The sequence below is a fragment of the Mesorhizobium sp. WSM3859 genome (genome assembly GCF_002295065.1).
Lineage (GTDB): Bacteria > Pseudomonadota > Alphaproteobacteria > Rhizobiales > Rhizobiaceae > Mesorhizobium.
The window spans coordinates 72,238-98,777 of the sequence record NZ_NSGG01000005.1 but is presented as its reverse complement, the minus strand read 5'-3'; the positions used below and the strand labels follow the sequence as shown (position 1 = coordinate 98,777).

The window sequence follows — 26,540 nt, the reverse complement described above, 5'->3', positions numbered from 1 at the left end:
GCAGTATTGATCTTCAGGTGAGGCCGGCCTGCAAAGGGCGGCTTCCTGCGCTTCCGGTGCTCACGTACGAAAAGTACGCTCCGCTCCGGTTCTCGGAACCCACCATTTTCGACTCGGCCTAACCTGAATCTCAACACTGCCCGGCCGAGCCAAGCCTACCTAACCAGGATCGCCCTCAGATCATTCACATTCGTGCCGGTCGGCCCCGGCACGAAAAGGTCGTCGACTGCATTGAAGGCCGTCCAGGCGTTGTTGCCGGCGAGCATTGCCTTGGCGTCGACGCCTGCCGCGCGCATGCGCGCCACGGTCGAGCCATCGGCAAAGGCGCCGGCGTTGTTTTCCGAACCGTCGATGCCGTCGGTATCGGCTGCTAGGGCGTGGACCCCGTTTACGCCATCGATGCCGATGGCGAAGGCGAGCAGGAATTCGGAATTGCGGCCGCCCTTGCCCTTGGCCCGCAGCGTAACCGTGGTCTCGCCGCCCGACAGGATCAGCACGGGCTTCTTGAAGGGGCGGTTGCGCGTCGTCACTTCGCGCGCGATCGCGGCGTGGACGCCGCCGACCTCGCGGGCCTCGCCCTCGATCGCGTCCGACAGGATGACCGCCTCGATGCCTTGCCGCTTTGCTTCGGCGGCCGCAGCCTCCAGCGACACACCGGCCGAGGCGGTCAGCTGAACCTCATTGCCATCAAAGCGCGGATCGTCGGGACGCGGCGCGTCTGCGGCCGGCGACTGGATATACGCCATGACCGAGGCCGGCAGTTTCATGCCATAGGCGGCGATCGAGGCCAGCGCGTCCGCGCGGCTGCCGGTGTCGGGAACGGTCGGCCCCGAGGCAACCAGCGCCGGATTGTCGCCCGGGATATCGGAAACGACCAGCGACACCACGCGCGCCGGGTGCGCCGCGGCAGCCAGGCGTCCGCCCTTGATGGTCGAGACATGCTTGCGGATGGTGTTCATCGCCGCGATCGGCGCGCCGGAGGCAAGCAGCGCCTCGTTGACGGCGATCTCGTCGGCCAAGGTAAGGCTCGGAGCGGGGGACGGCAGCAGGGCCGAGCCGCCGCCGGAAATCAGCGCGACCACCAGATCGTCCGCAGTCAGGCCGCGCACCTTCTCGAGCAGCCGGCGCGAGGCTTCGAGGCCGGCGGCATCCGGCACCGGGTGCGCCGCCTCGATGATCTCGATGCGCTCGCATCTGGCGCCATAGCCGTAGCGCGTGACGACAAGGCCATCGACGGGACCATCCCAGACCTTCTCGAAGGCGGCGGCCATCTGGGCCGAGCCCTTGCCGGCGCCGATGACGATGGTGTGGCCCTTGGGCTTCGCCGGCAAATGATTGCGGATCGTCTTTTCCGGATCGGCGGCGGCGACGGCGGCGTTGAAGATCGAGGTGAGGAAGGACTTGGGGTCGAGCACGTTCATCCTTGACCGCCATCGGCGGTTTTTGAACTGAGCGGACGTCGGCGCTGCCCCTCACCCTTACCCTCTCCCCGTATAGAGACGGGGAGAGGGGGTCGCCGGCGTCGGCGCGCTTCCCTTCTCCCCGTCTCTATGCGGGGAGAAGGTGCCGGCAGGCGGATGAGGGGCAGCGCCGGCATCACGATTTGTCTTCCAGCGGCAGCGCCAACTGTTTTCGATTAGCGCCGAGATGGGCGCACAGCGCATCGACGACTACGCCATGATCCTGGCGCTCCGGCAGGCCCGACACGGCGATGACCCCGATGACGCCGGCGCCCTTCACAGTGACCGGGAAGCCGCCCCCGGCCAGCACATAATCGGCAATATCCAGCGCTTCGCCGACCTTGAAGGTGCGGTCGGGCCGCTGCTGCTCCAGCACAAGGCGATAGGTGCTTCCGAGATACCGCCTCACGACATTGATCTTGCGCCGCGCCCAATCGGGATTGGAGGCGTTGGAACCCGGCATGGCAGCATAGAAGAGCGGCCGGTCGAAGGTCCTGATGTCGACGATGATCGGCAGGTCTTCCTTCAGCGCCCGATCCCGGATGGCGGAACCGATCTTGAAGGCGACGGCCTCATCGAAGGCCGGGAAGACCAGCGTGGCTTCCTGTTTCTTGATCAGAGCGATGTCGTCGGCGGTGGCCATGTCTCTTTCTCCGAAATCCCACCGTCGTTTGTACGACAAGCCCTGTCTGGTCAAGCATCCGTCGCGGACGCCCCCTCATCCGGCCGTTTCGCGGCCACCTTCTCCCCGGTGGGGAGAAGAGGCCGACGTCGGCGCCAGCCATCTCCTCTCTTCTCGGGGAGAGGTCGGATTGCCCCGAATTGCCCTTCGCAATTCGGTTGGCGATCCGGGTGAGGGGTCACCCCACGATCGCGCTCTTCGCCGGCCGGCCCGCCACATAGACCTCGCGCACGGCGCGGTCGTCGCCGAGCGTCTGCAGCAGGAAAAGTTCCTCGGCCAACGTTTCCACCGTCTCCATCCTGAGCCGCATTCCGGGCGTGGTGTGGGCGTCGAGCACGACGATGTCGGCATCGGTGCCTTCCTCCAGCGTGCCGACCTTGTCGGCCACCGACAGCGCCTCGGCATTGCCGCGCGTCAGCTGCCAGAAGGACTGGAACGGGTTGAGCTTCTCGCCGTTCAGCGCGATCACCTTGTAGCCCTCGTCCATGGTGCGCAGCATGGAATAATTGGTGCCGCCGCCGACATCGGTGGCGGCCGCGATCCGGAGCGGATTCTCGCGCCGGCGATAGCGCTGGTAGTCGAACAAGCCGGATCCGAGGAAAAGATTGGAGGTCGGGCAGAACACCGCGACCGAGCCCGACTGCGACAGCGCATCCGCCTCGCGTTCCGACAGATGGATGCAGTGGCCGAACAGGCTCTTTCTGCCAAGCAAGCCGTAATGCTCATAGACGTCGGTGTAGTCGCGCGACCAGGGGTAAAGCTCCTGGGTGAAGGCGATCTCGGCGTGGTTTTCCGACAGATGCGTTTGCATGTGGAGATCGGGATATTCGCGGCACAGCGCGCCGGCCATCTCCATCTGCTCGGGCGTCGAGGTGATGGCGAAGCGCGGCGTGATGGCATAGAGCTGGCGGCCCTTGCCGTGCCATTCGGCGATCAGCGCCTTGCTATCGTCATAGCCGGTCTGGGGCGTGTCGAGCACGCCGTCCGGCGCGTTGCGGTCCATCATCACCTTGCCGGCGATGTTGAGCATGTTGCGCTCATGCGACTCGACGAAGAAGGCTTCGGCGGACGATTTGTGCACCGAGCAATAGGCGGCGACCGTGGTCGTGCCGTGCCGCAGCATCTCGTCGAGGAACAACCGCGCGATGCGGCGGCCATGCTGCGCGTTCTGGAATTTCGACTCTTCGGGAAAGGTGTATTTGTTCAGCCAGTCGAGCAATTCGGCGCCATAGGAGGCGATGATCTGCATCTGCGGCACATGCACATGCGCATCGAGGAAACCCGGCAGGATCAGATGCGGACGATGGTCGATCGTCTCGACGCCGGCGCCCGCCTTCTTCGCGACCTCGGCATAGGAGCCGGCGGCAACGATCCTGCCGCTGTCGATCAGCAGGGCGCCATCCTCCTCGTAGCGCCAGGCGGAATGGTCGTCGATCGTTTCGGGCCAGCGCAGGAAAGAGAGCGTGCGGCCGCGCAAAATTTTCGAGGTCATGCTCACTTTCCGGCGCCTTCGAACCAGGCGACCAGAAGGGCCCTTTCCTGGTCGGTGATCTGGGTGACGTTGGCGGGCGGCATGGCATGCGCCCGGCCGGCCTGGATATAGATCTCGCGGGCGTGCTCGGCGATGCGCTCGTCGGTGTCGAGCAGCACGCCCTTCGGCGCATGGTAGATGCCTTCATAGACAGGCTCTTCCGTGTGGCACATGGAGCAGCGGCCGAGCACAGTGTCGCGCACGGCCGGGAAATGCGCCGAAGCGATATAGACCTGGGCGGCGGCGGAGGCGGCCGAGGTCTTCGGCTCGCCGGTCAGCACTTTCGGCACGGTCGACAGCCAGATGATGATCATGAACAGCACGGCGGCGCCCAGCCAGGTCCAGGTCGGGTTGCCTTTGCGCGCGTGCACCGTGTTGAAATAGTGCCGGATCAGCACGCCGATGATGAAGACCAGCGAGGCGATGACCCAGTTGAACTCGGTCCCAAAGGCCAGCGGGTAGTGGTTCGACAGCATCAGGAACAGGACCGGCAAGGTCAGGTAGTTGTTGTGCAGCGAGCGCTGCTTGGCGATCTTACCGTATTTCGGATCCGGTTTGCGGCCGGCGATCAGGTCGGCGACGACGATCTTCTGGTTGGGGATTATGACCATGAAGACATTGGCCGACATGATCGTGGCGGTGATGGCGCCGAGATGCAGGAAGGCGGCGCGGCCGGTGAAGAGATGGGTGAGCCCCCAGGCGATGAACACCAGCACGCAGTAAAGCACCAGCATCAGCCCGGTGTCGCTTTTGCCGAGCGGCGAGCGGCAGAGCAGGTCGTAGACGATCCAGCCGACGCCGATGGTGGCCATCGACAAGAGGATGCCGACCGGCGCCGAGATGTTGAGCACGTTGGGATCGATCAGGAACAGATCGGCGCCGGCATAATAGACCACGCAGAGCATGGCGAAGCCCGACAGCCAGGTGGCGTAGGATTCCCATTTGAACCAGGTGAGGTGTTCCGGCATCTCGGCCGGGGCCACCAGATATTTCTGGATGTGGTAGAAGCCGCCGCCATGCACCTGCCACTCTTCGCCAAAGGCGCCGGCGGGCAGGCCCGGACGCTGCCGCAGGCCAAGATCAAGCGCGACGAAATAGAAGGACGAGCCGATCCAGGCGATGCCGGTGATGACATGCAGCCAGCGGACGGCAAAACTCAGCCAGTCCCAGAAAATCGCGAAATCCATCATTGATGATCGTCCCTGCCGATGAAGCGACTTTACGGTGTGGCGCGCAAACGAAAAGAGGCGAGGTGCGCGATGACTTTCAAAAAAAAATAAAAAATACTAGGGTGCCCACACAGCCGCATGAGAGCCACGCATGGCCTATCTCGACAACATCGCCGTCTTCGTCCGTGTCGTCGAGCTCGGCAATCTGTCGGCGGCGGGGCGCGACATGCGCATTTCGCCTGCGGTTGCGTCCAACCGTATCAAGGAACTGGAGAAGCACCTCGGCGTCAGGCTGTTCAATCGCACGACAAGGCAGTTGATGCCTACCGAGCACGGCACTGTGTTCTACACCGGCGCCAAGCAGGTGCTGGACGCCATCACCGAGGCGGAAGCGGCGGTCGCCGCACTTTCCGGCCAGCCGCGCGGGACCATCAGGGTTACGGCGCCGCTCGGCCTCGGACGGCGGCTGATTGCCTCAGGCATCCCGGATTTCCACGACAAATATCCAGATATCGAGGTGCGGCTCAGGCTCTCCGACCACAATGTCGATATCATGAAGGAAGGCATCGACGTCGCCTTCCGGCTCGGCATCATCGAGGATTCGAGCCTCAGGATGCGCGGCATCATGGAATGCGAGCGCGTGCTGGTGGCGGCGCCGAAATATCTGGAAGCGCGCGGCGAACCGGCCGAGCCGCAGGAGTTGATCGGCAGGAAGCACGACTGCCTGATGCTGCGCTATGCCGGCGCGCGCGAATATGTCTGGACGCTGCAGACGCCGAACGGCCAGCAGAAGTTCGAGGTGCACGGCCCTTACGACACCGATGATGGCGACGTGCTGACCGGCTGGGCGCTTTCGGGGCGCGGCATCATCAACAAGCCGCGCTTCGAGGTGGAACCCTTCATCCGCGACCGCCGGCTGAAGGTGATCCTGCCCCAGACGCCGCCGACACCGGTGCAGTTCGCCGCCGTCTATCCGCACAAGAAGCTGCAGGACCCGAAAGTGCGGCTGCTGCTCGACTTCATGGCCGAGCGCTGCCAGCGGCTGATCAAGGATATTCTGGCGGGGAAGTAGCGGTGGCTTTGCCTCGGGATTGGCCGAAGCCTCCGTGACGTCGTCATCCACGGGCGAAGCGACGCGAAGCGGCGCGCAGACCCGAGGATCCATTCCGTGACCTTGATCGTGTGGTGCAGCGGAGCAGAATTCTGCATCGTTGGGCGGCGCTTCGAAGTCACGGAATGGATTATATGGTCTGCGCCGCGTCGCTTCGCTCCTTGCTCCGCCATAGAATGACTACGTGAGGGGCGTTCAGGCTAATCGCCGAGGGATTGGCGAAGCCTCCGTGACGCCGTCATTCACGGGCGGAGCGGGAGCGAAGCGGACGCGCAGACCCGAGGATCCATTCCGCGACCTTAATCGTATGGCGCAGCGGCGCAGAATTCTGCATCGTTGGGCGGCGCTTCGACGTCACGGAATGGATTCTATGGTCTGCGCCGCGTCACTTCGCTCCTTGCTCCGCTATAGAATGACGACCGCGAGGAGCGTTCGCGGCTAGTCGCCGAAGCATGTGGCCGGCAAGTGACTGGCCGGTGGCCTACTCGATCCCGTTGCCTTGCTCGAAGGCGAGCCTAGGTTGCTAGCCAAAGCGGCCGCATATTTTCAAGGCGACCGAAGGACCGCACAATGCATCTCGCCATTTCGCTAAACATCGCCGCGACCGACGAACAGGCCGTCCTGGACTTCGGCCAAATCAGTGCGTTCGTCCGCGAGGCGGAGGCGGCCGGTGTGGATATGGTCATCATTTCCGACGTCGCGGATGGACCATCGACCAGCCCGTTCGAAGCGACGACGCTGCTGGCCGCGCTGGCGACCGTGACGGAGAAGATCGGCCTCGTGGCCGGCGCCTCGACGCTCGCGCACCAGCCCTACAATCTGGCGCGCCGTTTTGCTTCGCTGGATATCATCAGCCACGGCCGCATCGGCTGGAATGCGACGCTGCGGCAGGATCCGCGTGAGGCGGCGAATTTCAGCCGCCCGGAAGGCTTTGCCGACGAGGATTCTGGACGTCGAGCAGCGGAATATATCGGCATCGTGCGCGGTTTGTGGCGTGGCTGGGACGCGGACGCCTTGCTTTTCGACAAGGCGGGCGGGCGGTTCCACGATCCCGACAGGATGCATTTCCTCGACCATAAGGGCGAGTTCTTCGCGGTGCGCGGGCCGCTCAATGTCGCGCGCTCGCCGCAGGACGCGCCTGTGCTGCTCATGTCCGGCCTAAGCAAGACCGACCGCGACTTCGCGAGCCGCGTCGCCGACGTCATCCTGATCGAGGAACAATCGGGCGAGGCCGCCAATGCTGCGACCGCCGATTTGAGACGCCGGGCGCTTGCCGCCGGCCGCAAATCGGAAGCCCTGAAGGTGCTGCCTACGGTCGCCATTAAATCCGAGCCGCTCATCGACAGGCTTCGAGCCTTGTTGGGCTCCAGCGGCTGTGACGGCTTCAATTTTGTTTTGCCGGCTGACGTCGCGGCGCTTGAGAGCTTTACCGACCGGGTGTTGCCGGAGCTCCAGCGCCACGGCCTCGCCGGCCGCGGCCAGCAGGGCGCGACGTTGCGCGCACATCTTGGCCTCGGTGCAGGAGGCGCAAAATGAGCGCGCGCCAGATGAAGCTCGGCCTGTTCCTGTGGGCGACCGGACACCACATCGCCGCCTGGCGCCATTCGGATGCGCATGTCACGGCCGGCATCGACATCGATCATTACATCGCGCTCGCCCGCACGGCGGAAGCGGCGAAGTTCGACATGGTGTTCTGTGAGGATGCCGCCGGCCTGCGCGAGGCCAATGTCCAGATCGCCAGCCAGACCTCGCGCTCGATCGGCTTCGAGCCTATCAGCCTGCTGTCGGCGCTGGCCGCGCAGGCCGAGCGCATCGGCTTGGTTTCCACTGCGTCCACCAGCTACAACGAACCTTACGGCCTGGCGCGGACTTTCGCTTCGCTCGACAATCTGAGCGGCGGGCGGGCCGGCTGGAACCTGGTGACCTCGGCGAGCCCGATCGAAGCAGCGAATTTCGGAGCAGCGGGCTTGAGACCGCATGCCGACCGCTATGCGCGGGCGCGCGAGTTCGCCGCCGTGGTCTCCGGGCTGTGGAACCGACGCGCCGCCGAGCATAACGGAGAGAGCTTCTCGGTGCGCGATCCGCTCGACATCCCGCCCTCGCCGCAGGGCGCGCCGGTAATGGTGCAGGCGGGCGCCTCCGACGACGGCAAGGATCTGGCCGCGCGCACCGCCGACGTCGTGTTCTCGGCCGCGCAGACTTTCGAGGAGGCCAAGGCTTTCTACGATGATCTGAAAAGCCGCTTGGCCGCCTACGGACGCCAGCCGGACGACGTGAAGATCATGCCTGGCGTGGCGCCGATCGTGGCGGCGACGAAAGCCGAGGCGCAGGCCAAATATGATGCGCTGCAGGAATTGATCCCCGACGATGTCGGCGTGGCGCTGCTTTCCAGCTATCTCAGCATCTCCGATCTCGGGCGCTACCCGATCGACGGGCCGCTGCCCGAACTGCCAGAGAGCGAAGGCATGAAAACCCGGCAGGCGCTGGTCATCGAGCAGGCGCGCCGCGACGGGCTCTCGATTCGCGAGCTGGCGCGATACTTTGCTGGCGCGCGTGGCCATTGGCGGATCGTCGGCACGGCAGGAGAGATCGCCGACGAATTGCAGGCGCGCTTCGAAGGCGGCGCGGCGGACGGATTCAACGTGATGCCCTCCTGGTTCCCGGGCGAGCTCGACGCTTTCGCGACGCTGGTGGTGCCGGAATTGCAGCGGCGCGGCCTGTTCCGCAAGGACTATGAAGGCCGCACGCTGCGCGACCATCTCGGCCTGAAGCGGCCGGTTTAAGCCGCCGCAGCCCGCGCATCCATCAGGCGGGCTGTTCCAGATACCCTGATCGAGCTGCCCGGCGCCGGCGGAATGTCTGCATGGAGCCGCGAGCGCATGCCCATGTCCTCGCCCTGAACGACGTCGATGGCGCCGCCATGCGGCCAGCCGAGATCGCGCAGATAGCCGGCAAAGGCCGCGGTCGCGGCGCCCGTCGCCGGGTCTTCATAGACCCCGCCGGAGGCGAATGGATTGCGCGTGTGGAAGAGGCGCGGCGTCTCGGCATAAGCGAGCAGGATTGTGATCAGGCCTTCGCGCCGCATGAATGACTGGCCTTGCTTCAAGTCATAGGCCATCGCAGCCAGCGCCTTGCGGGACTTCAGCGCCAGCACGAGATGATCGGCGCCGCCATGAATCAGCGCCGGTGGAATGGCCGGATCGAGATCGCCCGGCTGGTAGCCGAACAGCGCCAATGCCTCGCCGGCCAGTTCCGACGAAGCCGGCCGGCTGCGCGTCGGCGGCGACTGCAGCGCGGCAGCGACGTTGGCGCCGTCGCAAAAACCTTCGACGGTGATATTCGCCTGGTTGAGGGTCAGCGCGAAGGCCCCGTTGCCGAGCCTTCTGACCAGCGCCGCGCCGAGCGCGATAGTGGCGTGGCCGCAGAACGGCACTTCCGATTCCGGTGAAAAGTAGCGGACGCGCCAGCCATCGCCGGTGGGCGCCGCGAAGGCGGTTTCCGAAAAGCCGACCTCGGCCGCGATGCGCTGCATGTCAGCCGCATCCGGGAAGGTCTCGCCGATCACCACGCCGGCGGGATTTCCGCCGGTGTTGCCGTCCGAAAATGCCGCTATGTGCAAAACGTCCAGGTCTCTCGCCTCGTATTGGTCAGGCGCGAAGAAAACACGGTTCAACTCGGTTTGGGAAACGAAGAAAGCGACGAGCAGCTGTGAGCGACAGTCATAGCTGTCGCCTTGGCTCTACGCGGTCGGAACGTCAGCCGGCCATCGCCTTTTCGAAGGCATTTGCGGCGGACGCATGCGACGCCAACGCCGTCATGATCTCGGCGGCGGCAAGCGCGGCGATCACCGGAGGGCGCTTGTCCTTCACGGCGCTGCCGCCGATTGGCGAGATAAGGCGGTTGAACTCGGCTTCGCTGCCCTCGGCCGACTTCAGGAACCAGCTCCGGAAAGTTGCTTTCTTGGTCCTGGAGCCGATCATGCCGACATAGGCGGTGTCGTCGCGCTTCAGCGCCTCGGCGACGATCAGGAAATCCAAAGCATGATCGTGGGTCAGGATGGCGAAGGCAGACCCCGCCGGCGCCTCGCGCACCACGGCTTCGGGCATCGGCGTCAGCCGAGTCTCCACCGTTTCGGGCATGTCTTGCAACGCCTCAGATCGGGTCTCGACGACGACGACGTGGATGGGTAGCAGCGCCAGCGACGCGGCCAGCGCCTGGCCGACATGGCCGCCGCCGAAGAGATAGACGTGAGGAAGATGCGCTTCCTCGGCTTCGGCCTTGGCGATCAGCCTTTCTTCGATTGTCCTATCGACCAACCTGATCAGCACCTCGACCCGGCCGCCGCAGCATTGGCCGATCTCCGGCCCGAGCGGAACGTCGAGCGTGGCGCAAACTTCATCGACCTCGATGCGGGTTTCCCTCCCCCTCGAGGGGAGGGTGGCGGCGAAGCCGCCGGGTGGGGTCACCCGCGCCGCGCTCGGTACCTTTGCGGTGCCTTCTGAGGCGACCCCCTCTGGCCGCTTCGCGGCCATCTCCCCCTCACGGGGGGAGAGCATCTGCCGCGCCTTGTCGATCGCCATATATTCGAGCTGTCCGCCGCCGATGGTGCCGAAAATGGCCGATGCCGAGACAAGCATGAAGGCGCCGGCGTCGCGCGGCGTCGAGCCCTTCGTGGCCGCGACCTCGACGAGTGCTACCCGGTCGGCTCGACCGAGGAACGCCTTCAGGCTTTGCACGTTCGGGTTCATCGTCTGCATTTCCATCCCGGAAATATAGCGTTTTGCGCCTCGATTTGCACGTTTAGGCGGATTCAAGCCGGCTTCGCGGCTTCCCGCTTCAGCCTCTCGATCGCCATCAAGACACGCTCCGGTGTCGCCGGCGCATCGAGGCGTGGGCAGATTCCGTGATCCGCGACGCTGGCGACCGCGTCCGACAAGGCATGCAGAACCGACATGCCGAGCGGGAAAGGCGGCTCGCCGACGGCCTTGGAGCGATGCACGGTCGGCTCGTAGGCTTCGGACCAGTCGGCCAGCGTGACGTTGAAGATTTTCGGCCGGTCGGAGGCGAGCGGAATCTTGTAGGTCGACGGCGCATGGGTGCGCAGCCGGCCCTTGTCGTCCCACCACAATTCCTCGGTGGTCAGCCAGCCCATGCCTTGGATAAAGCCACCCTCGACCTGGCCGAGGTCGATGGCGCGGTTCAGCGAGCGGCCGATCTCATGCAGGATATCGGTGCGCTCGACGACATATTCGCCGGTCAGCGTGTCGACCGAAACCTCCGAGCAGGAAGCCCCGTAGGCGAAGTAGTAGAAGGGGCGGCCCTCGCCCTTGTCGCGGTTCCAGTGGATCTTCGGCGTCTTGTAGAAGCCCGCCGCTGAAAGCTGGATGCGGGCCATATAGGCCTGCCTGACCAGATCGCCGAACGGTATCTCCTGGTTGCCGATGCGGACGCGGTTGGGCAGGAACAGCACCTGATCGCGCGGCACCTGGTATTTTTCCGAGGCGAAATTGGTCAGCCGGTCCTTGATCTGCCGAGCGGCGTTCTGCGCCGCCATGCCGTTGAGGTCGGAACCCGAGGATGCCGCGGTGGCCGAGGTGTTCGGCACCTTGCCGGTGGTGGTCGCGGTGATCTTGACCTGGTCGAGATCGATCTGGAACTCTTCCGCCACCACCTGCGCCACCTTGAGATAGAGGCCCTGCCCCATCTCGGTGCCGCCATGGTTCAGATGAACCGAACCGTCGGTGTAGACATGCACCAGCGCGCCGGCCTGGTTGTAGTGCGTGGCGGTGAAGGAGATGCCGAATTTGACCGGGGTTAGAGCCAGCCCGCGCTTGATGAAGCGGCTGTTGTTGTTGAAGGCGCTGATCTCGCGCCGGCGCCGCGCGTAGTTCGAGCTTGCCTCCAGCTCGGCGATGATGCGCTGGATGACATTGTCCTCGACCGTCTGGTGATAAGGCGTGACGTTGCGGTCGCCCTCCTTGTCACCACTTGCGCCATAGAAATTCTTCTTGCGGATCTCGAGCGGGTCCTTGCCGAGGGCAAAGGCCACCTCATCGATGACGCGCTCGGCGCCGACCATGCCTTGCGGGCCGCCGAAGCCACGGAAGGCGGTATTGGAGACCGTGTTGGTATAAAGCGGCGCCGACTGGGCGTGCACCGCCGGCCAGAAATAGGTGTTGTCGCAGTGGAACAGCGCGCGGTCGGTCACCGGGCCGGAGAGGTCCGACGAAAAGCCGCAGCGCGCGGCGAACATGAAGTCGACGCCGAGGATGTTGCCGTCGTCGTCGAAGCCGACCTCGTAGTCGATCAGGAAATCGTGGCGCTTGCCGGTGGCGGTCATGTCATCGTCGCGGTCGGGCCGGATCTTGACCGCGCGATGATGGCGCTTGGCGGCGATGGCGGCGAGCGCCGCGAACTGGTTGCCCTGCGTTTCCTTGCCACCGAAGCCGCCGCCCATGCGGCGGATTTCCACCGTGACGGCATTGCTCGGGATGCCCAGCGCATGGCTCACCATATGCTGGACTTCGCTCGGATGCTGGGTCGAGGAATAGATGGTGACGTCCTGGTCCTCGCCGGGGACGGCCATGGCGATATGGCCTTCGAGATAGAAGTGTTCCTGGCCGCCGAGGCGCATCTTGCCCCTGAGCCTGCGGGGCGCCGCCTTGATCGCCGCCGCAGCGTCGCCGCGCCTCAATGTGAGCGGCGGCGTGACCAGCTTGTCCTTACGCGGGTCGAGCGCGCCGATGTCGGTGACGAAGGGCAGCTGCTCGTATTCGATTTTGGCCAGCCTGGTGGCGCGGCGAGCCTGCTCGCGCGTTTCGGCGATGACGCAGAGGATCGGCTGGCCGTAGAATTCGACCTTGCCGTCGGCGAGCACCGGCTCGTCATGGCGGCCGGTAGGCGAAATATCGTTCTCGCCCGGCACGTCCTTTGCCGTCAGCACATCGACGACGCCAGGAGCGGCGCGCACCGCCGCGAGATCCATGTTCGTGATCGTCGCATGCGTCGCGGTCGACAGGCCAAGGCAGCCATGCAGCGTGCCGGCCGGCTCCGGCATGTCGTCGATATAGACCGCCGTGCCGCTGACATGCTTGTGCGCTGAATCATGGCGCTGGTCGCTGGCGACACCGCCCGAAATCTTCTGGGCCTTGAGGTTGGGGACGTGCTTGGTCATCAGGCAGCCTCGTTGCGTGAGACCTGGAGCGGCGCCTTGGTTCCGGTCGTCTCGACATAAAAGCGCAGCAGGAGGTTCTTCGCCGCCAACGCCCGATATTCGGCGCTTGCCCGCATGTCAGTGATCGGCGTGAACTCACTGGCGTATTCGGCCATCGCCGCCTCCACCGTCGCTTCGTTCCAGGGCTTTCCGATCACCGCCTTCTCAACCGCCGTGGCGCGCTTCGGCGTCGCCGCCATGCCGCCATAGGCGATGCGGATGTCGGCCACCGTGCCGTCTTTTGCCAAGGTCAGGTAGAAAGCCCCAAGCGTCGCGGTAATGTCCTCGTCGCGGCGTTTGGTGACCTTGTAGACGGCAAATTTTTCGCCCTGCGCCGGCACCGGAACATGCACCGCTTCGACGAATTCGCCGGGTTGCCGATCCTGCTTGCCATAGGCGATGAAGAAGGTTTCGACCGGGATCGTGCGGCGCTGCTTGCCCTTGCGCAGGGTGAGCCGCGCGCCCAGCGCGATCAGCGGCGGCGGCGTGTCGCCGATCGGCGAGCCGTTGGCGATGTTTCCGCCGATCGTTCCCATGTTGCGCACCTGCTCACCGCCGATGCGGTCGACCAGCGGCCCCAGGGCGGGGATGTGTTTCGACAGCGTCTCGAAAGCCTCGGTATAGGTGACACCGGCGCCGATGGTGATCACTCCATCCTTCTCCGACATCGTGCGCAGACCCTCGAGACCGCCGATGAAGATCGCCGGCGAGATGTCGCGCATGTGCTTGGTGACCCAAAGGCCGACATCAGTCGAGCCGGCAACGATGGTGGCGCCCGGCTCCTTTTCGAGCACGGCGGCGAAGTCCTCGACGCCGGCCGGCACGATCAGCCGCGCCTTGCCCGACCCGATCTCGACTCTGGCGCCATCGCGCAATGCCTTCAGCCGCGCGGTGATGTCCTTGCGCTCCACCGCCAGCGGGTCCTTAGCCGCCTTGCCGTAGCTCGAAATGGCATGCGCGGCGCGCATGATCGCCTCATAGCCGGTGCAGCGGCAGAGATTACCCTGCAGCGCCTTTTCGATCGCGGCGTTGGACGGATCAGGCGTCTTCATCCAGAGCCCGTAGAGCGACATGACGAAGCCCGGCGTGCAGAAGCCGCATTGCGAGCCGTGGAAATCGACCATGGCCTGCTGCACGGGGTGTAACCTACCGGACTCGCCGCGCAAATGCTCCACGGTGACGACATGGGTGCCGTCGAGCGAGCCCATGAAACGGATGCAGGCATTAACGCTTTCGTAGACGAGACCTTCAGAGGAAAGCTTGCCGACCAGCACCGTGCAGGCGCCGCAATCGCCCTCGGCGCAGCCTTCCTTGGTGCCGCGCAGCGAACGGTTGAGCCGCAGCCAGTCGAGCAGGGTCGCATCGGGCGCGACGTCGTTCAGGGCCACGTCGGCGCCGTTCAGGATGAAGCGTATCTCGTTACGGGTCCCTGCCATGTCTCAGCTCCCCCGATAGGTCGAGTAGCCATAGGGCGAAATCAAAAGCGGCACATGGTAATGCCGCTGTTCCGCCATGCCGAAGCGGATCGGCACGATGTCGAGGAAAGCGGGCTCGGGCAAGCTGATGCCCTGGCCGCGCAGATAGTCGCCCGCGGCGAAAACCAGCTCATATTCGCCGGTGCGGAACTCGGTGCCGGCCAGCAGTGGCGCGTCGCAGCGGCCGTCATCATTGGTGGCGACGGTCTTGAGATGCGTGCGGCTCTGTCCCTCGATGCGGAAAAGCTCGATCGTCAGGCCCTTCGCCGGCCGGCCGGTCGCGGTGTCCAGCACATGGGTGGTCAGGCGCCCGCCATCGGCTTTCGACGTTTCTGCCACTGGCGGTCTCCCATTTCCAGCACGACCGATTGGCCGGTACAGTTTCAGATCAATTGTGCGCCAATTAAAGGCGATGCATAAGCCCCGGTCGAGCGGAGCGCGGCAAAAAGCACTTTCAAAAATTTTCGGGGGAATGCATGCGCACTCCTTTCGATATCTTCATCTCAACAATCGGGCAGGAGCGACAATGCGTTACGATAGGGACATGCGCGGTTACGGGGCCAATCCGCCGGACCCGAAATGGCCCGGCGGGGCACATGTCGCGGTGCAGTTCGTCGTCAACTATGAGGAAGGCGGCGAGAACTGCGTGCTGCATGGCGACAAGGCGTCCGAAGCCTTCCTGTCCGAAATCGTCGGCGCGGCGCCCTGGGTCGGTCAGCGCCACTGGAATATGGAGTCGATCTATGAATACGGCGCCCGCGCCGGCTTCTGGCGGCTCTACCGGCTGTTCACCGAAGCGCAAGTGCCGGTGACCTGCTACGGCGTCGCCACCGCGCTCGCACGCTCGCCCGATCAGGTCACGGCGATGCAGGAAGCCGGCTGGGAGATCGCCTCGCACGGCCTGAAATGGATCGATTACCGCGACCATGCGGCCGAGGATGAGAAGCGCGACCTCGATGAGGCCATCCGTTTGCACTACGAAGTGACCGGCGCGCGGCCGACGGGCTGGTACACCGGCCGCACCTCGGTCAACACGGTGCGGCTCGTCGCCGAGGAAGGCGGCTTCGACTATGTCTCCGACACCTATGACGACGAGTTGCCCTACTGGTTCGACCGCGACGGGCTGGAGACGCCGCAGCTCATCATCCCCTACACGCTCGACGCCAACGACATGCGTTTCGCGACGCCGCAAGGCTTTAACTCCGGCGACCAGTTCTTCGCCTATCTGAAGGACAGTTTCGACACGCTCTATGCCGAGGGCAAAGCGGGCCGGCCGCGCATGATGAATATCGGCCTGCATTGCCGCCTGGTCGGCCGTCCGGGCCGTGTGGCGGCGCTGAAGCGCTTCGTCGATTATGTGAAGTCGCACGACAAGGTGTGGCTGACAAGGCGCATCGACATCGCAAAACACTGGCGCGAGACGCATCCCTACGAGGCGCCGGCGCTGCGTCCGTCGCGGATGGAATTCGAGGAATTCGTGCACGCTTTCGGCGGGGTGTTCGAGCATTCGCCCTGGATCGCCGAACGCGCCTACGAGCTGGAGCTCGGACCGGCGCATGACAGCGCGGGCGGCCTGCACAACGCGCTCTGCCGCGTCTTCCGTGCGGCGACGGAGGCCGAGCGGCTTTCCGTGCTCAACGCGCATCCGGACCTTGCCGGCAAGCTGGCAGCGGCCAAGCGGCTGACGCCGGAGTCGGCCAAGGAGCAGGCCTCCGCCGGGCTCGATGCGCTGACCGACAAGGAGCGCGAGCTGTTCTCGAAACTCAACGCCGCCTATGTCACCACCTTCGGCTTCCCCTTCATCATCGCGGTCAAGGGCAAGACCAAGGACCAGATCCTGGCGGAGTTCGAAGCGCGCATCGGCAACAGTCGCGGCACCGAGTTCGAGACTGCATGCTGTCAGGTCGAACGCATCGCATTGCTTCGGCTGAGAGACCTGCTCCCGCAGTAACGCCAGGGATCCCCATGGATATGATCAAGACGTCCGAGCAAACCTATTACGCGCCGCAGGGCGGCCATCCCGGCCAGAACGAGCTTTTGACCGGCCGCGCCGTCTTCACCGAGGCCTATGCCGTCATCCCCAAGGGCGTGATGCAGGACATCGTCACCAGCACGCTGCCGTTCTGGGACAAGACCAGGGCCTGGATCATCGCAAGGCCGCTTTCGGGCTTCGCCGAGACTTTTTCGCAGTACATCGTCGAGATCCTGCCGGGCGGCGGCAGCGACCGACCGGAACTCGACGCCGGCGCCGAGGGCGTGCTGTTCGTCGTCGAGGGCGAGCTCACCGTTTCGCTTGCCGGCAAAAAGCATGTGCTTGCCCCCGGCGGCTTTGCCTTCCTGCCGCCTTCCAGCGGCTGGAAGGTGCGCAACGAGAGCGGCGCCGCTGCCCGCTTTCACTGGATCCGCAAGGCCTATGAGGCGGTCGACGGCCTCGACGTGCCGGAAGCTTTCTTCTCGAGCGACCAGGACGTTGCGCCGAGCCCGATGCCGGGCACGGAAGGGCGCTGGGCAACGACCCGCTTCGTCGACCCCGCCGACATGCGCCATGACATGCATGTCACCATCGTCACGCTGAAGCCCGGCGCGGTCATCCCCTTTGCCGAGACCCATGTCATGGAGCACGGGCTCTATGTGCTGGAAGGCAAGGCAGTCTACCGCCTCAACCAGGACTGGGTCGAGGTCGAGGCCGGCGACTTCATGTGGCTGCGCGCCTTCTGCCCGCAGGCCTGCTATGCGGGCGGGCCCGGCAATTTCCGCTATTTGCTCTACAAGGACGTCAACCGGCACGCCAGGCTTGGTGGCTATCTTGGGGGCGGCTATCTTGGAGGCAAGGCGCGGTGAGCCGCATCGTCGCCCAACCGCTGACCCGCGAGAACTTCGCGCCGTTCGGCGACGTCATCGACATGGGCGGCGACAACCGCTACCCGATCAATGGCGGCAAGGCGATGCGCTATCACGACCTCGCCACCGCCGAGGCGGCCGGCCCGAATGCGCGGGTGCTGATCTCGATGGTGCGCGGCACGCCTTACGAAATGCCGCTGAAGCTCACCATGGTCGAGCGCCATCCGCTCGGCAGCCAAGCCTTTATCCCGCTATCGCCGCGACCCTTTCTGGTGGTCGTCTGCCATGATGCGAAGGACGGGCCGGGCGAGCCGCACGCCTTCATTGCCGCGCCCGGACAAGGCATCAACTACCGCCGCAACCTGTGGCACGGCGTGCTGACGCCGATCGGCGAGGAACAGGATTTCGTCATCGTCGACCGCGGCGGCGACGGCTCCAATCTCGAAGAATTCTATTTCTCGCATCCTTACGAGATCCACCTTCCCTGAAAGCCTTTCCCATGACCGACGTTTCGCTGATCGACCGCCTGCTCGACGTCATCGAGCACGACATCGTGCCGAAGACCGCCGAAGGCGTCGCCCACGGCAACAAGCTGTTCGGCGCCGCCATCCTGCGGAAAGACGACCGCTCGCTGGTGCTGGCCGAAACCAACAACGAGATGGAAAATCCGCTCTGGCATGGCGAGGTGCATTGCCTGAAGCGCTTCTACGAGATGCCGAAGGCCGAGCGCGTCGACACCAAGGATGCGCTGTTCGTCGCCACGCACGAGCCCTGCTCGCTCTGCCTGTCGGCAATCACCTGGACCGGCTTCGACAATTTCTACTATCTCTTCAGCCACGAGGATTCGCGTGACAGCTTTGCCATACCGCACGACCTGAAAATCCTGAAAGAGGTCTTCACCCTCGACCCCGGCGGCTACAACGCCGAAAACGCCTATTGGAAAAGCTTTTCCATCCGCAGGCTGGTGCGGGCGTTGCCGGAGGCCGAGCGCAAGCGGCTGGAAGAGCGTATCGGCAGGATTTCGACGCGTTATGACGAGCTTTCCGGGGCTTACCAGGAAGGCAAGGGCGACAACGATATTCCGTTGAATTGACGCGGATTGACTACCTTACCTTCGCGTTTTTCAGCACTTCATTTATCCTTGCCTGCCAGCCTTTGCCGGTCGCCTTGAATTTTCGGACGACATCCTGGTCCAGGCGGATCGATACGACTTGCTTTGGGTTCTCTAGGGCCGGCCGGCCGCGGGAACGCCTTATACTCTCGAAAAGCTCCGGGAGCGCTTCCGCGAAAGGCTTGGCTTGTGCCAGCTGTTCGTCGGTCGCCTCCCCATCCTCGGGATCAGCAGCAATCTGTCTTTGAATTTCGGCTTCCTCGGCGTCGGTAAGCCTCCGAATGTGTGATTTAGTGTTGCTCATACACGGACCTTTCCTTTCGGCTGGCATGACGCATCGAGATCACCGAGATCGCTTCGGAACCAAGCGGCTTGAAGATCATGGCGAGAACGATCTCTCTAAATTCTCCAATCGCCTTGAGCCGACCGGCCTTGGCCGGGATAACGATTGAAGTGGCAAAAAACTCGACATCGAGATCGGCGAAGTCGAGACCCCGGCTTGCTAGGTTCGTCACCCGTTTTGGCTCATCCCAAACGATTTTCAGGCAAGATCATCCAATGTGTCTGCGTCGGGCAACGTGAATAAACGTAATACACAAATTAATCGAGAGATACAAGAAGAACCCGGATCTCCGAGGATGTGCTCGCTAACGACCCAGGTCGCATTTTTTGATGCTCCAGTCGCGAATGGCGATTGAAAGTCGCCTCGCCGCGTAGCGTTATGCCCTGCCATGAAAACCGTCACCGAATTCCCCCGAAAAGTCATCGAAATTCCCGATATGGGCATCGTCATGCCGGATGGCTGCCGGCTGTCGGCGCGCATCTGGATGCCGGAGGACGCAGCCGACAATCCGGTGCCGGCGATTCTAGAGCATTTGCCCTACCGCAAGCGTGACGGCACCATTTTTCGCGATCAGCTGACCCATCCCTATTTCGCCGGGCACGGCTACGCCTCGATCCGCGTCGACATGCGCGGCAATGGCGATTCCGAAGGGCTGATGGACGATGAATATTCAGAGCAGGAGTTGCAGGACGCTTGCGACGTCATTGCCTGGGCGGCCGCGCAGCCCTGGTGCAACGGCAATGCCGGCATGATGGGTATTTCCTGGGGTGGCTTCAACTGCCTGCAGGTGGCGGCCAAACAGCCGCCGGCGCTGAAGGCGGTGATCAGCCTGTGCTCGACCGTCGACCGCTATGCCGACGACATCCACTACAAGGGCGGCTGCCTGCTGCTCGAAAATTTCGGCTGGGCCTCGACGATGCTCTCCTACTCGTCGCGGCCGCCGGACCCGCTGATTGCCGGCGGCAACCGCTGGCGCGACCTGTGGCTGAGCCGGCTGGAGAACCAGCCCTTCCTGTTGCCGCTATGGCTCAACCACCAGCATCGCGACGCCTATTGGAAGCGCGGCTCGATCTGCGAGGATTTTTCCGCGGTGAAAGCGGCGGTGCTGTCGATCGGTGGCTGGCATGACGGCTACCGCAACACGATCTCCAATCTCGTCACCAACATCCAGTCGCCGGTCAAAGGCATCGTCGGCCCCTGGATCCACAAATACCCGCACTATGCCGGGCCAAAACCCGCCATCGGCTTCCTGCAGGAGGCGCTGCGCTGGTGGGACCGCTGGCTGAAGGGCATTGAGACCGGCGTCGAGGCCGATCCGGACTACCGCGCCTATGTCATGGACAGCGTGCGGCCGGCCCGCTGGCATCCCGAGCGGCCGGGCCGCTGGGTCGCGGAACAGGAATGGCCGTCCTCGAACATCAAGGTCGAGGCGATCGAGCTTATTTCCGCCGGCGCAAGGCCTTCGATCGTGGCTTCGCCGCAGACCTGCGGACTTGCCGGCGGCGAGTATTTTCCCTTCACCTTCGGGCCGGAACTGCCGGGCGACCAGCGCCCCGACGACGCGCTGTCGGCGTGCTTCGACCAGCCCGAGCTCGGCGAGGCGATCGACATTGTCGGGGCACCGGAGCTGATGGTCCAGGTTGCCTCCGACCGACCCCAGGCCAACATTGCCGTGCGTCTCTGTGACGTGCATCCCGACGGCGCCTCGGAGCTGATCTCCTATGGTGTCCTCAATCTGACCCACCGCAACTCGCATGAGTTCCCGCGGGCGCTGGTCCCCGGCGAGACCGTTTCGGCGCGTGTGGTGCTCGACCAGTGCGCGTACCGGGTGCCTGCCGGCCACAAATTGCGCGTCGCCGTTTCGACCGCCTACTGGCCGATGATCTGGCCCTCGCCGGAGCCGGTGCGGCTCGATCTCGCTAGCGCAACGCTGAACCTGCCGCTGCGTCCGCTGGCGAAAGGTGATGAGGTTTCGTTTCCCGAGCCGGAAGGCGCGACGCCCTGGGCGACCGAGACCATCCGGCCGGCGAATTCCGAACGCCATGTCGACCGCGACGAGAAGACCGATCTGGTCACGCTTTCCATAACCGACGATTTCGGCGAGGTTCGCGATCTCGACCACAGGCTGGTCCACGGCAGCATCGTCAGGGAGATCTGGGCAATCCGCCCGGACGATCCGCTGTCGGCCAAGGGCAGCACGCACTGGACGCAGACTTTCTCTCGAGATGAGTGGTCAGTGCGGACCGAAACCTTCGCCGAGATGCGCTGCGACGCGCAAAATTTCATTCTCAGCGCCAGAATCGAAGCCTATGAGGCCGAGAATCTCGTTTTTGAACGCGATTTCGAGCAGATAATCCCCCGCGCCCTCGTCTGAAGCGCTGGCAGGATTGGTCCAAATGCGACGCGCCATTTACGCCACGGCATGTCGCATTCGGTCTTGCTTACGGCTTTACGTTGCGGTCATTATCTCCTCAAGAAGCAAGAAACGACCATAAGGTCGAACCATCAGAGTGAGGAACCTACAATGACCAACGAACTCGACTATCTCAGCCGGCGTGTCGCCGCCGGCAAGCTCAGCCGTCGCGATTTTCTCGGCCGCGCCGCTGCGCTCGGCATCTCCGCTCCGTTCGCCAACTCGCTGCTTTCCAGCGCGGCCCGCGCTGCCGGCCCCGTCAAGGGCGGCACGCTGAAGGCCGGCCTGGTCGGCGGTGAATCCACCAACAGCCTCGACCCGGCGCTGATGATGACGCAGGTGCCGTTCGCCTTCGGCAAATGCTGGGGCGAAATGATCGTCGAGCTGTCGCCCGAGGGCAAGCTCGAGAACCGCATCGCCGAGGAGATCGGCTCTTCGGACGACGCCAAGGTCTGGACGCTGAAGATCCGCGACGGCGTCGAATTCCACAACGGCAAGACAGTGACAGCCGAGGACGTCGCCGCGACGCTCGAACGTCATTCGGACGAGAAGTCGAAGTCCGGCGCGCTCGGCTACATGAAGGGCATCGACACCATCAAGGCCAGCGGCAAGGAAGTGGTGCTGACGCTCAAGGAGCCGAACGCCGACCTGCCCTACCTGCTCAGCGACTATCACCTGATCGTCCAGCCGAATGGCGGCAAGGACAAGCCTGACGCCGGTATCGGCGCCGGCCCCTACAAGGTCAAGGTCAACGAGCCCGGCGTGCGCCATGTCGGCGAGCGCTTCGCCAATTACTGGCAAGGCGACAAGATGGGCCATGCCGACCAGGTCGAAGTCGTCGTCATCAACGACGCGACGGCGCGCACGGCGGCCCTGCAGGGCGGCCAGGTCAACATGATCAACCGCGTCGAGCCGAAGATCGTCGACCTGATCAAACGCGTGAAGGGCGTCACCATCCGCAACCATGCCGGTCCCGGCCATTACGTGTTCATCATGCATTGCAACACGGCGCCGTTCGACAACAATGACCTCAGGATGGCGCTGAAGCTTGCGATCGACCGCGAGGAGATGCTGAAGAAGGTGCTGCGCGGCTACGGCTCGCTCGGCAACGACTTCCCGATCAACGCCTCCTACCCGCTGTTCACCGAGATCGAGCAGCGCAAGTACGATCCGGACAAGGCCAAGTTCCACTACAAGAAGTCCGGCCATGACGGCTCGGTCCTGCTGAGGACCTCGGACGTCGCCTTCCCCGGCGCCGTCGACGCGGCCCAGCTCTACCAGCAGAGCGCGGCCAAGGCCGGCATCAAGCTCGAGATCAAGCGCGAGCCCGGCGACGGTTACTGGAACGAGGTGTGGAACAAGCAGCCCTTCTGCGCTTCCTATTGGGGCGGCCGCTCGACCCAGGACCAGATGTACTCGACCGCTTACCTGTCGACGGCCGACTGGAACGACACGCGCTTCAAGCGTCCGGACTTCGACAAGATGGTGCTGGCGGCGCGCGCCGAGCTCGACGAGGGCAAGCGCAAGCAGATGTACCATGACATGGCCGTCATGGTGCGCGACGAAGGCGGCCTGATCCTGCCGATGTTCAACCAGTTCATCGACGCGACAGGTCCGAAGGTTGCAGGCTGGGTGGACGATCCGCATCAGGAACTGATGAACGGCTACGCCCTGGCGAAGTGCTGGCTGGAAGCCTGAGCACGGCTTTGCGGAGATGTCCTCACCCATCGTGAAACTGGTGGCCCAGCGCATTGCGCTGGGCATCCTCCTGCTGTTGGCCGTTTCGGTCCTGATCTTCGCCGGAACGCAGATCCTGCCCGGCGACGTCGCGCAAGCCATTCTCGGACAATCGGCGACGCCGGAGTCGCTCGCCAATCTGCGCGAGCAGCTCGGGCTCAACCAGCCCGCCTATATCCGTTATTTCCACTGGCTGGGCGGCGTGCTGACCGGCGACCTCGGCACTGCCATGTCGAGCGGGCAGGACATCGCAACATCGATCAGGGAACGGCTGTGGAACACGCTGTTCCTGGCCTTCTGGGCTGCCATCGTGGCGATCCCGCTGGCGATCACGCTTGGGCTGATCGCGGTCCGCTACCGCAATGGCTGGGTCGACAAGCTGATCTCCGGCGTCGCGCTCGCCTCGACCTCCTTCCCGGAGTTCTTCATCGGCTATCTGCTGGTCTTCTACTTCGCGGTCGAGCACCAGTGGTTCCCCGCGATCTCCACCGTCTACGAAGGAATGTCTCTGGGCGAACGCCTGCAGGCGATCGCGCTGCCGGCGGCGGCGCTGACGCTCGTGGTGCTCGCCCATATGATGCGCATGACACGCGCGGCGATCCTCAATGTCATGCAGTCGGCCTATGTCGAGACGGCGGAGCTCAAGGGCCTCTCGGGCTTCGCGGTCATCCGCAAGCACGCCTTCCCGAACGCGATCGCGCCGATCATCAACGTCGTCATGCTCAACCTTGCCTACCTCGTCGTCGGCGTCGTCGTGGTCGAGGTGATCTTCGTCTATCCGGGCATGGGGCAGTATCTGGTCGACCATGTCACCAAGCGCGACGTGCCCGTGGTCCAGGCTGTCGGCCTGATCTTCGCGGCCGTCTACATCACCCTCAACATCATCGCGGACATTGGGGCGATCGTCGCCAATCCGCGGCTCAGGCATCCGAAGTAGGGGGCGGCGGATATGCTCGACATCAGACGCATCCCCATCGCATCACTGATCGGCATCGTGCTGACGACCCTGTTCGTGCTGACGGCCGTCTTCGCGCCTTTGATCGCGCCGCACGGCAATGCCGAGATCATCGGCGACGTCTGGGAGCCGATGTCGGCCAACCATTGGCTGGGTACCGACAATCTCGGCCGCGATCTCTTGTCGCGAATGATCTACGGCGCTCGCATCACGCTGTTCATCGCGGTGCTGGCAACGGCGCTATCCTTCTCGCTGGGCGCCATTCTCGGCTTCTCGGCGGCGGTGTTCGGCGGCTGGTACGACACGCTGCTCTCGCGCCTCGTCGATCTCCTGATGTCGATCCCAACGCTGATCATGGGCCTGGTGGTGCTCTCGGTGCTGCCGTCGAACCTGGTGACGCTGATCCTGGTGATGGGCATTCTCGATTCGACCCGCGTCTACCGGTTGTCGCGCGCGGTCGCGGTCGACATCAACGTCATGGACTATGTCGAGGCGGCGAAGCTGCGCGGCGAAGGCAGCGGCTGGATCATCTTCCGCGAGATCCTGCCCAACGCGCTGTCGCCGCTGGTCTCGGAACTCGGCCTGCGCTTCATCTATGCGGTGCTGTTCTTGTCGACGCTGTCTTTCCTCGGCCTCGGCGTGCAGCCGCCGGACGCCGACTGGGGCGGCATGGTGAAGGAGAACAAGGACGGCATAGTGTTCGGCATTCCGGCGGCGCTGATCCCGGCCGCGGCGATCGCAGCACTTGCGATCTCAGTCAATCTCGTCGCCGACTGGGTGCTCAACCGCACGACGAGTCTCAAGGGAGGACGCGGGTGATGGCCGACACGAAAGCGAAGCCCGGTCTGCTGCTAGACATCCGCAATTTGCGCATCGAAGCGACGGTCTATCCGCCGGGCGAGGCGCCGAAGACGATCACGCTGGTGCATGATGTCTCGCTGACCTTGGAAAAGGGCAAGGTGCTCGGCCTGATCGGCGAATCCGGCGCCGGCAAGTCGACGATCGGCCTGTCGTCCATGGGCTATGGCCGCGGCGGCGTGCGCATCACCGGCGGCGAGGTCATCCTCAACGGCCGCGACATATTGAAGGGCGGCAAGGAAGGTTTTCGCAAATTGCGCGGACGCGAGGTCTGCTATGTTGCGCAGTCGGCGGCGGCCGCCTTCAATCCGGCGCACCGGCTGATGGACCAAGTGGTGGAGGCATCGCTGCTGCACGGCACGGCGACTAGGGCCGAAGCCGAGAAACGCGCCGTCGCGCTGTTCAAGAAGCTCAGCCTGCCCAACCCCGAAACCATCGGCGAGCGGTTTCCGCACCAGGTCTCCGGCGGCCAGCTGCAGCGCGTGATGACGGCGATGGCGCTGTGCTCGGAACCCGACCTGATCGTCTTCGACGAGCCGACCACGGCGCTCGACGTGACGACACAGATCGACGTGCTGGCGGCGATCAAGGACGCCATCCGCGACACGCATGTGGCGGCTTTGTACATCACTCACGACCTTGCCGTCGTCGCCCAGGTGTCGGACGAGATCATGGTGCTGCGCCACGGCCGGCTGGTCGAATGGGGCGGCACCAGGCAGATCATCAAGGAACCGCGCCAGGAATACACCAACGCGCTGGTTTCGGTGCACGAGATCGAGCATCGCGAGCAACAGCCAGGCACGACGCCGATGCTGTCGGTGAAGAATGTGACCGCCGCCTATGGCGGCAGCCACGTCAAGGTGCTGAAGAACGTCTCGGTCGACATCTTTCCCGGACAGACGCTGGCCGTGGTCGGCGAGAGCGGCTCCGGCAAGTCGACGCTGGCGCGCGCCATCACCGGCCTGTTGCCGCCCGAGCAGGGCAGCGTCGTCTTCGACGGCCGCACCCTCGGCAACAAGCTTTCCGACCGGCCGAAGGAAGACCTGCGCCAGCTGCAGATGATCTACCAGATGGCCGACGTGGCGATGAATCCGCGCCAGACGGTCGGCACCATCATCGGCCGGCCGCTGGAGTTCTATTTCGGCATGAAGGGCCGCGAGCGCGACAAGCGCGTCGCCGAACTGCTCGACGAGATCGAGATGGGCAAGGGTTTCGTCGATCGCTATCCGGCCGAGCTGTCCGGCGGCCAGAAGCAACGCGTCTGCATTGCGCGCTCGCTCGCCGCCAAGCCGAAGCTTATCATCTGCGACGAGGTGACCTCGGCGCTCGACCCACTGGTGGCCAACGGCATTCTGAAGCTCCTGCTCAATCTGCAGCAGGTGGAGAAGGTCGCCTATCTCTTCATCACCCACGACCTGGCGACGGTGAAGTCGATCGCCGATTCCATCGCGGTGATGTATCGCGGCGAGGTGGTGCGTTACGGTTCCAAGAGCAAGGTGCTGACGCCGCCTTTCGACGCCTATACGGACCTGCTCTTGTCCTCCGTGCCGGAGATGGAGATCGGCTGGCTGGAGAAGGCGATCGCGGGGCGGCGCATGGAGAGCGCCGGCAACTAGAGCGCGTCATGCCGGACGACATTGG

At 64.2% G+C, this 26,540-nt stretch carries 23 protein-coding genes; 12 read left to right on the top strand and 11 right to left on the bottom strand.

Annotation, left to right across the window (positions count from 1 at the left end; genetic code table 11):
- Positions 1-155: 155 nt before the first annotated feature.
- The 4 genes from CK230_RS13035 to CK230_RS13020 form a co-directional block, all read right to left on the bottom strand.
- Positions 156-1,421 carry a glycerate kinase gene (locus CK230_RS13035; RefSeq protein ID WP_095817585.1) on the bottom strand — a complete coding sequence of 422 codons (1,266 nt, stop codon included), beginning with the start codon at positions 1,419-1,421 and terminating at the stop codon, positions 156-158.
- A gap of 175 nt (positions 1,422-1,596) precedes the next feature.
- Positions 1,597-2,103, bottom strand: coding sequence for a heme-degrading domain-containing protein (locus tag CK230_RS13030; RefSeq protein ID WP_095817584.1), 507 nt, complete (start codon positions 2,101-2,103; stop codon positions 1,597-1,599).
- A gap of 217 nt (positions 2,104-2,320) precedes the next feature.
- On the bottom strand, positions 2,321-3,634 hold the full coding sequence (guaD, locus tag CK230_RS13025) for a guanine deaminase (protein ID WP_095817583.1): 1,314 nt from the start codon (positions 3,632-3,634) through the stop codon (positions 2,321-2,323).
- A gap of 2 nt (positions 3,635-3,636) precedes the next feature.
- Positions 3,637-4,863, bottom strand: a complete 1,227-nt coding sequence (locus CK230_RS13020; RefSeq protein WP_095817582.1) for a urate hydroxylase PuuD — start codon at positions 4,861-4,863, stop codon at positions 3,637-3,639.
- Positions 4,864-4,993: 130 nt separating this feature from the next.
- On the opposite strand from CK230_RS13020, the gene CK230_RS13015 reads away from it, so the two are divergent.
- From CK230_RS13015 to CK230_RS13005, 3 genes are all read left to right on the top strand, one after another.
- Positions 4,994-5,914 carry a LysR family transcriptional regulator gene (locus tag CK230_RS13015; protein WP_095817581.1) on the top strand — a complete coding sequence of 307 codons (921 nt, stop codon included), beginning with the start codon at positions 4,994-4,996 and terminating at the stop codon, positions 5,912-5,914.
- A 609-nt stretch (positions 5,915-6,523) separates the two neighbouring features.
- Positions 6,524-7,489, top strand: a complete 966-nt coding sequence (locus CK230_RS13010; RefSeq protein ID WP_095817580.1) for an LLM class flavin-dependent oxidoreductase — start codon at positions 6,524-6,526, stop codon at positions 7,487-7,489.
- Positions 7,486-8,736: an LLM class flavin-dependent oxidoreductase gene (locus CK230_RS13005; RefSeq protein WP_095817579.1), complete on the top strand. Its 1,251-nt coding sequence runs from the start codon at positions 7,486-7,488 to the stop codon at positions 8,734-8,736. Before CK230_RS13010 ends, CK230_RS13005 begins: the two co-directional genes overlap by 4 nt.
- Here CK230_RS13005 and CK230_RS13000 read toward each other — a convergent pair.
- The 5 genes from CK230_RS13000 to uraH form a co-directional block, all read right to left on the bottom strand.
- Complete coding sequence (locus CK230_RS13000; RefSeq protein ID WP_095817858.1) at positions 8,733-9,581, bottom strand: PhzF family phenazine biosynthesis protein; 849 nt, start codon at positions 9,579-9,581, stop codon at positions 8,733-8,735. The genes CK230_RS13005 and CK230_RS13000 overlap by 4 nt on opposite strands.
- A gap of 127 nt (positions 9,582-9,708) precedes the next feature.
- The gene (gene xdhC / locus CK230_RS12995) at positions 9,709-10,701 is read right to left on the bottom strand and encodes a xanthine dehydrogenase accessory protein XdhC (RefSeq protein ID WP_095817857.1); all 993 of its coding nucleotides are present in this window, start codon (positions 10,699-10,701) and stop codon (positions 9,709-9,711) included.
- Positions 10,702-10,763: 62 nt separating this feature from the next.
- Positions 10,764-13,127, bottom strand: a complete 2,364-nt coding sequence (xdhB, locus tag CK230_RS12990) for a xanthine dehydrogenase molybdopterin binding subunit (RefSeq protein ID WP_095817578.1) — start codon at positions 13,125-13,127, stop codon at positions 10,764-10,766.
- Positions 13,127-14,602, bottom strand: a complete 1,476-nt coding sequence (gene xdhA, locus CK230_RS12985; RefSeq protein ID WP_095817577.1) for a xanthine dehydrogenase small subunit — start codon at positions 14,600-14,602, stop codon at positions 13,127-13,129. The genes xdhB and xdhA overlap by 1 nt, the downstream gene beginning before the upstream one ends.
- A 3-nt stretch (positions 14,603-14,605) precedes the next feature.
- Complete coding sequence (gene uraH / locus CK230_RS12980) at positions 14,606-14,980, bottom strand: hydroxyisourate hydrolase (RefSeq protein ID WP_095817576.1); 375 nt, start codon at positions 14,978-14,980, stop codon at positions 14,606-14,608.
- A gap of 187 nt (positions 14,981-15,167) precedes the next feature.
- Here uraH and puuE point away from each other — a divergent pair, with 187 nt between their 5' ends.
- Genes puuE through CK230_RS12960 form a run of 4 tightly spaced genes read left to right on the top strand, consistent with a single transcriptional unit; the run spans position 15,168 to position 18,575 of the window.
- The gene (gene puuE, locus CK230_RS12975; protein WP_095817575.1) at positions 15,168-16,592 is read left to right on the top strand and encodes an allantoinase PuuE; all 1,425 of its coding nucleotides are present in this window, start codon (positions 15,168-15,170) and stop codon (positions 16,590-16,592) included.
- A 14-nt stretch (positions 16,593-16,606) separates the two neighbouring features.
- Positions 16,607-17,482, top strand: coding sequence for a bifunctional allantoicase/(S)-ureidoglycine aminohydrolase (locus CK230_RS12970; protein ID WP_095817574.1), 876 nt, complete (start codon positions 16,607-16,609; stop codon positions 17,480-17,482).
- Entirely contained in the window at positions 17,479-17,970 is a 492-nt protein-coding gene (locus CK230_RS12965; protein WP_095817573.1) for an ureidoglycolate lyase, read from the top strand. The genes CK230_RS12970 and CK230_RS12965 overlap by 4 nt, the downstream gene beginning before the upstream one ends.
- Positions 17,971-17,981: 11 nt before the next feature.
- Positions 17,982-18,575 (top strand): nucleoside deaminase, encoded by a 594-nt coding sequence (locus CK230_RS12960; protein ID WP_095817572.1) that lies wholly within the window; start codon positions 17,982-17,984, stop codon positions 18,573-18,575.
- A gap of 10 nt (positions 18,576-18,585) precedes the next feature.
- Here CK230_RS12960 and CK230_RS12955 read toward each other — a convergent pair whose 3' ends face one another.
- Together CK230_RS12955 and CK230_RS12950 are read right to left on the bottom strand one after the other, a co-directional pair.
- Positions 18,586-18,897, bottom strand: coding sequence for a BrnA antitoxin family protein (locus tag CK230_RS12955; protein WP_095817571.1), 312 nt, complete (start codon positions 18,895-18,897; stop codon positions 18,586-18,588).
- Positions 18,884-19,138 carry a BrnT family toxin gene (locus CK230_RS12950; protein WP_095817570.1) on the bottom strand — a complete coding sequence of 85 codons (255 nt, stop codon included), beginning with the start codon at positions 19,136-19,138 and terminating at the stop codon, positions 18,884-18,886. Before CK230_RS12950 ends, CK230_RS12955 begins: the two co-directional genes overlap by 14 nt.
- Before the next feature lie 186 nt (positions 19,139-19,324).
- On the opposite strand from CK230_RS12950, the gene CK230_RS12945 reads away from it, so the two are divergent.
- From CK230_RS12945 to CK230_RS12925, 5 genes are all read left to right on the top strand, one after another.
- A complete protein-coding gene (locus CK230_RS12945; RefSeq protein ID WP_095817569.1) occupies positions 19,325-21,310 on the top strand; it encodes a CocE/NonD family hydrolase in 1,986 nt (661 codons plus the stop codon).
- A 150-nt stretch (positions 21,311-21,460) separates the two neighbouring features.
- Positions 21,461-23,047, top strand: coding sequence for an ABC transporter substrate-binding protein (locus tag CK230_RS12940; RefSeq protein ID WP_095817568.1), 1,587 nt, complete (start codon positions 21,461-21,463; stop codon positions 23,045-23,047).
- Positions 23,048-23,063: 16 nt separating this feature from the next.
- The gene (locus CK230_RS12935) at positions 23,064-24,023 is read left to right on the top strand and encodes an ABC transporter permease (RefSeq protein ID WP_095817567.1); all 960 of its coding nucleotides are present in this window, start codon (positions 23,064-23,066) and stop codon (positions 24,021-24,023) included.
- Positions 24,024-24,035: 12 nt separating this feature from the next.
- Positions 24,036-24,860 carry an ABC transporter permease gene (locus CK230_RS12930; RefSeq protein WP_095817566.1) on the top strand — a complete coding sequence of 275 codons (825 nt, stop codon included), beginning with the start codon at positions 24,036-24,038 and terminating at the stop codon, positions 24,858-24,860.
- The gene (locus tag CK230_RS12925) at positions 24,860-26,515 is read left to right on the top strand and encodes an ABC transporter ATP-binding protein (protein WP_095817565.1); all 1,656 of its coding nucleotides are present in this window, start codon (positions 24,860-24,862) and stop codon (positions 26,513-26,515) included. The genes CK230_RS12930 and CK230_RS12925 overlap by 1 nt, the downstream gene beginning before the upstream one ends.
- Positions 26,516-26,540: the final 25 nt, after the last annotated feature.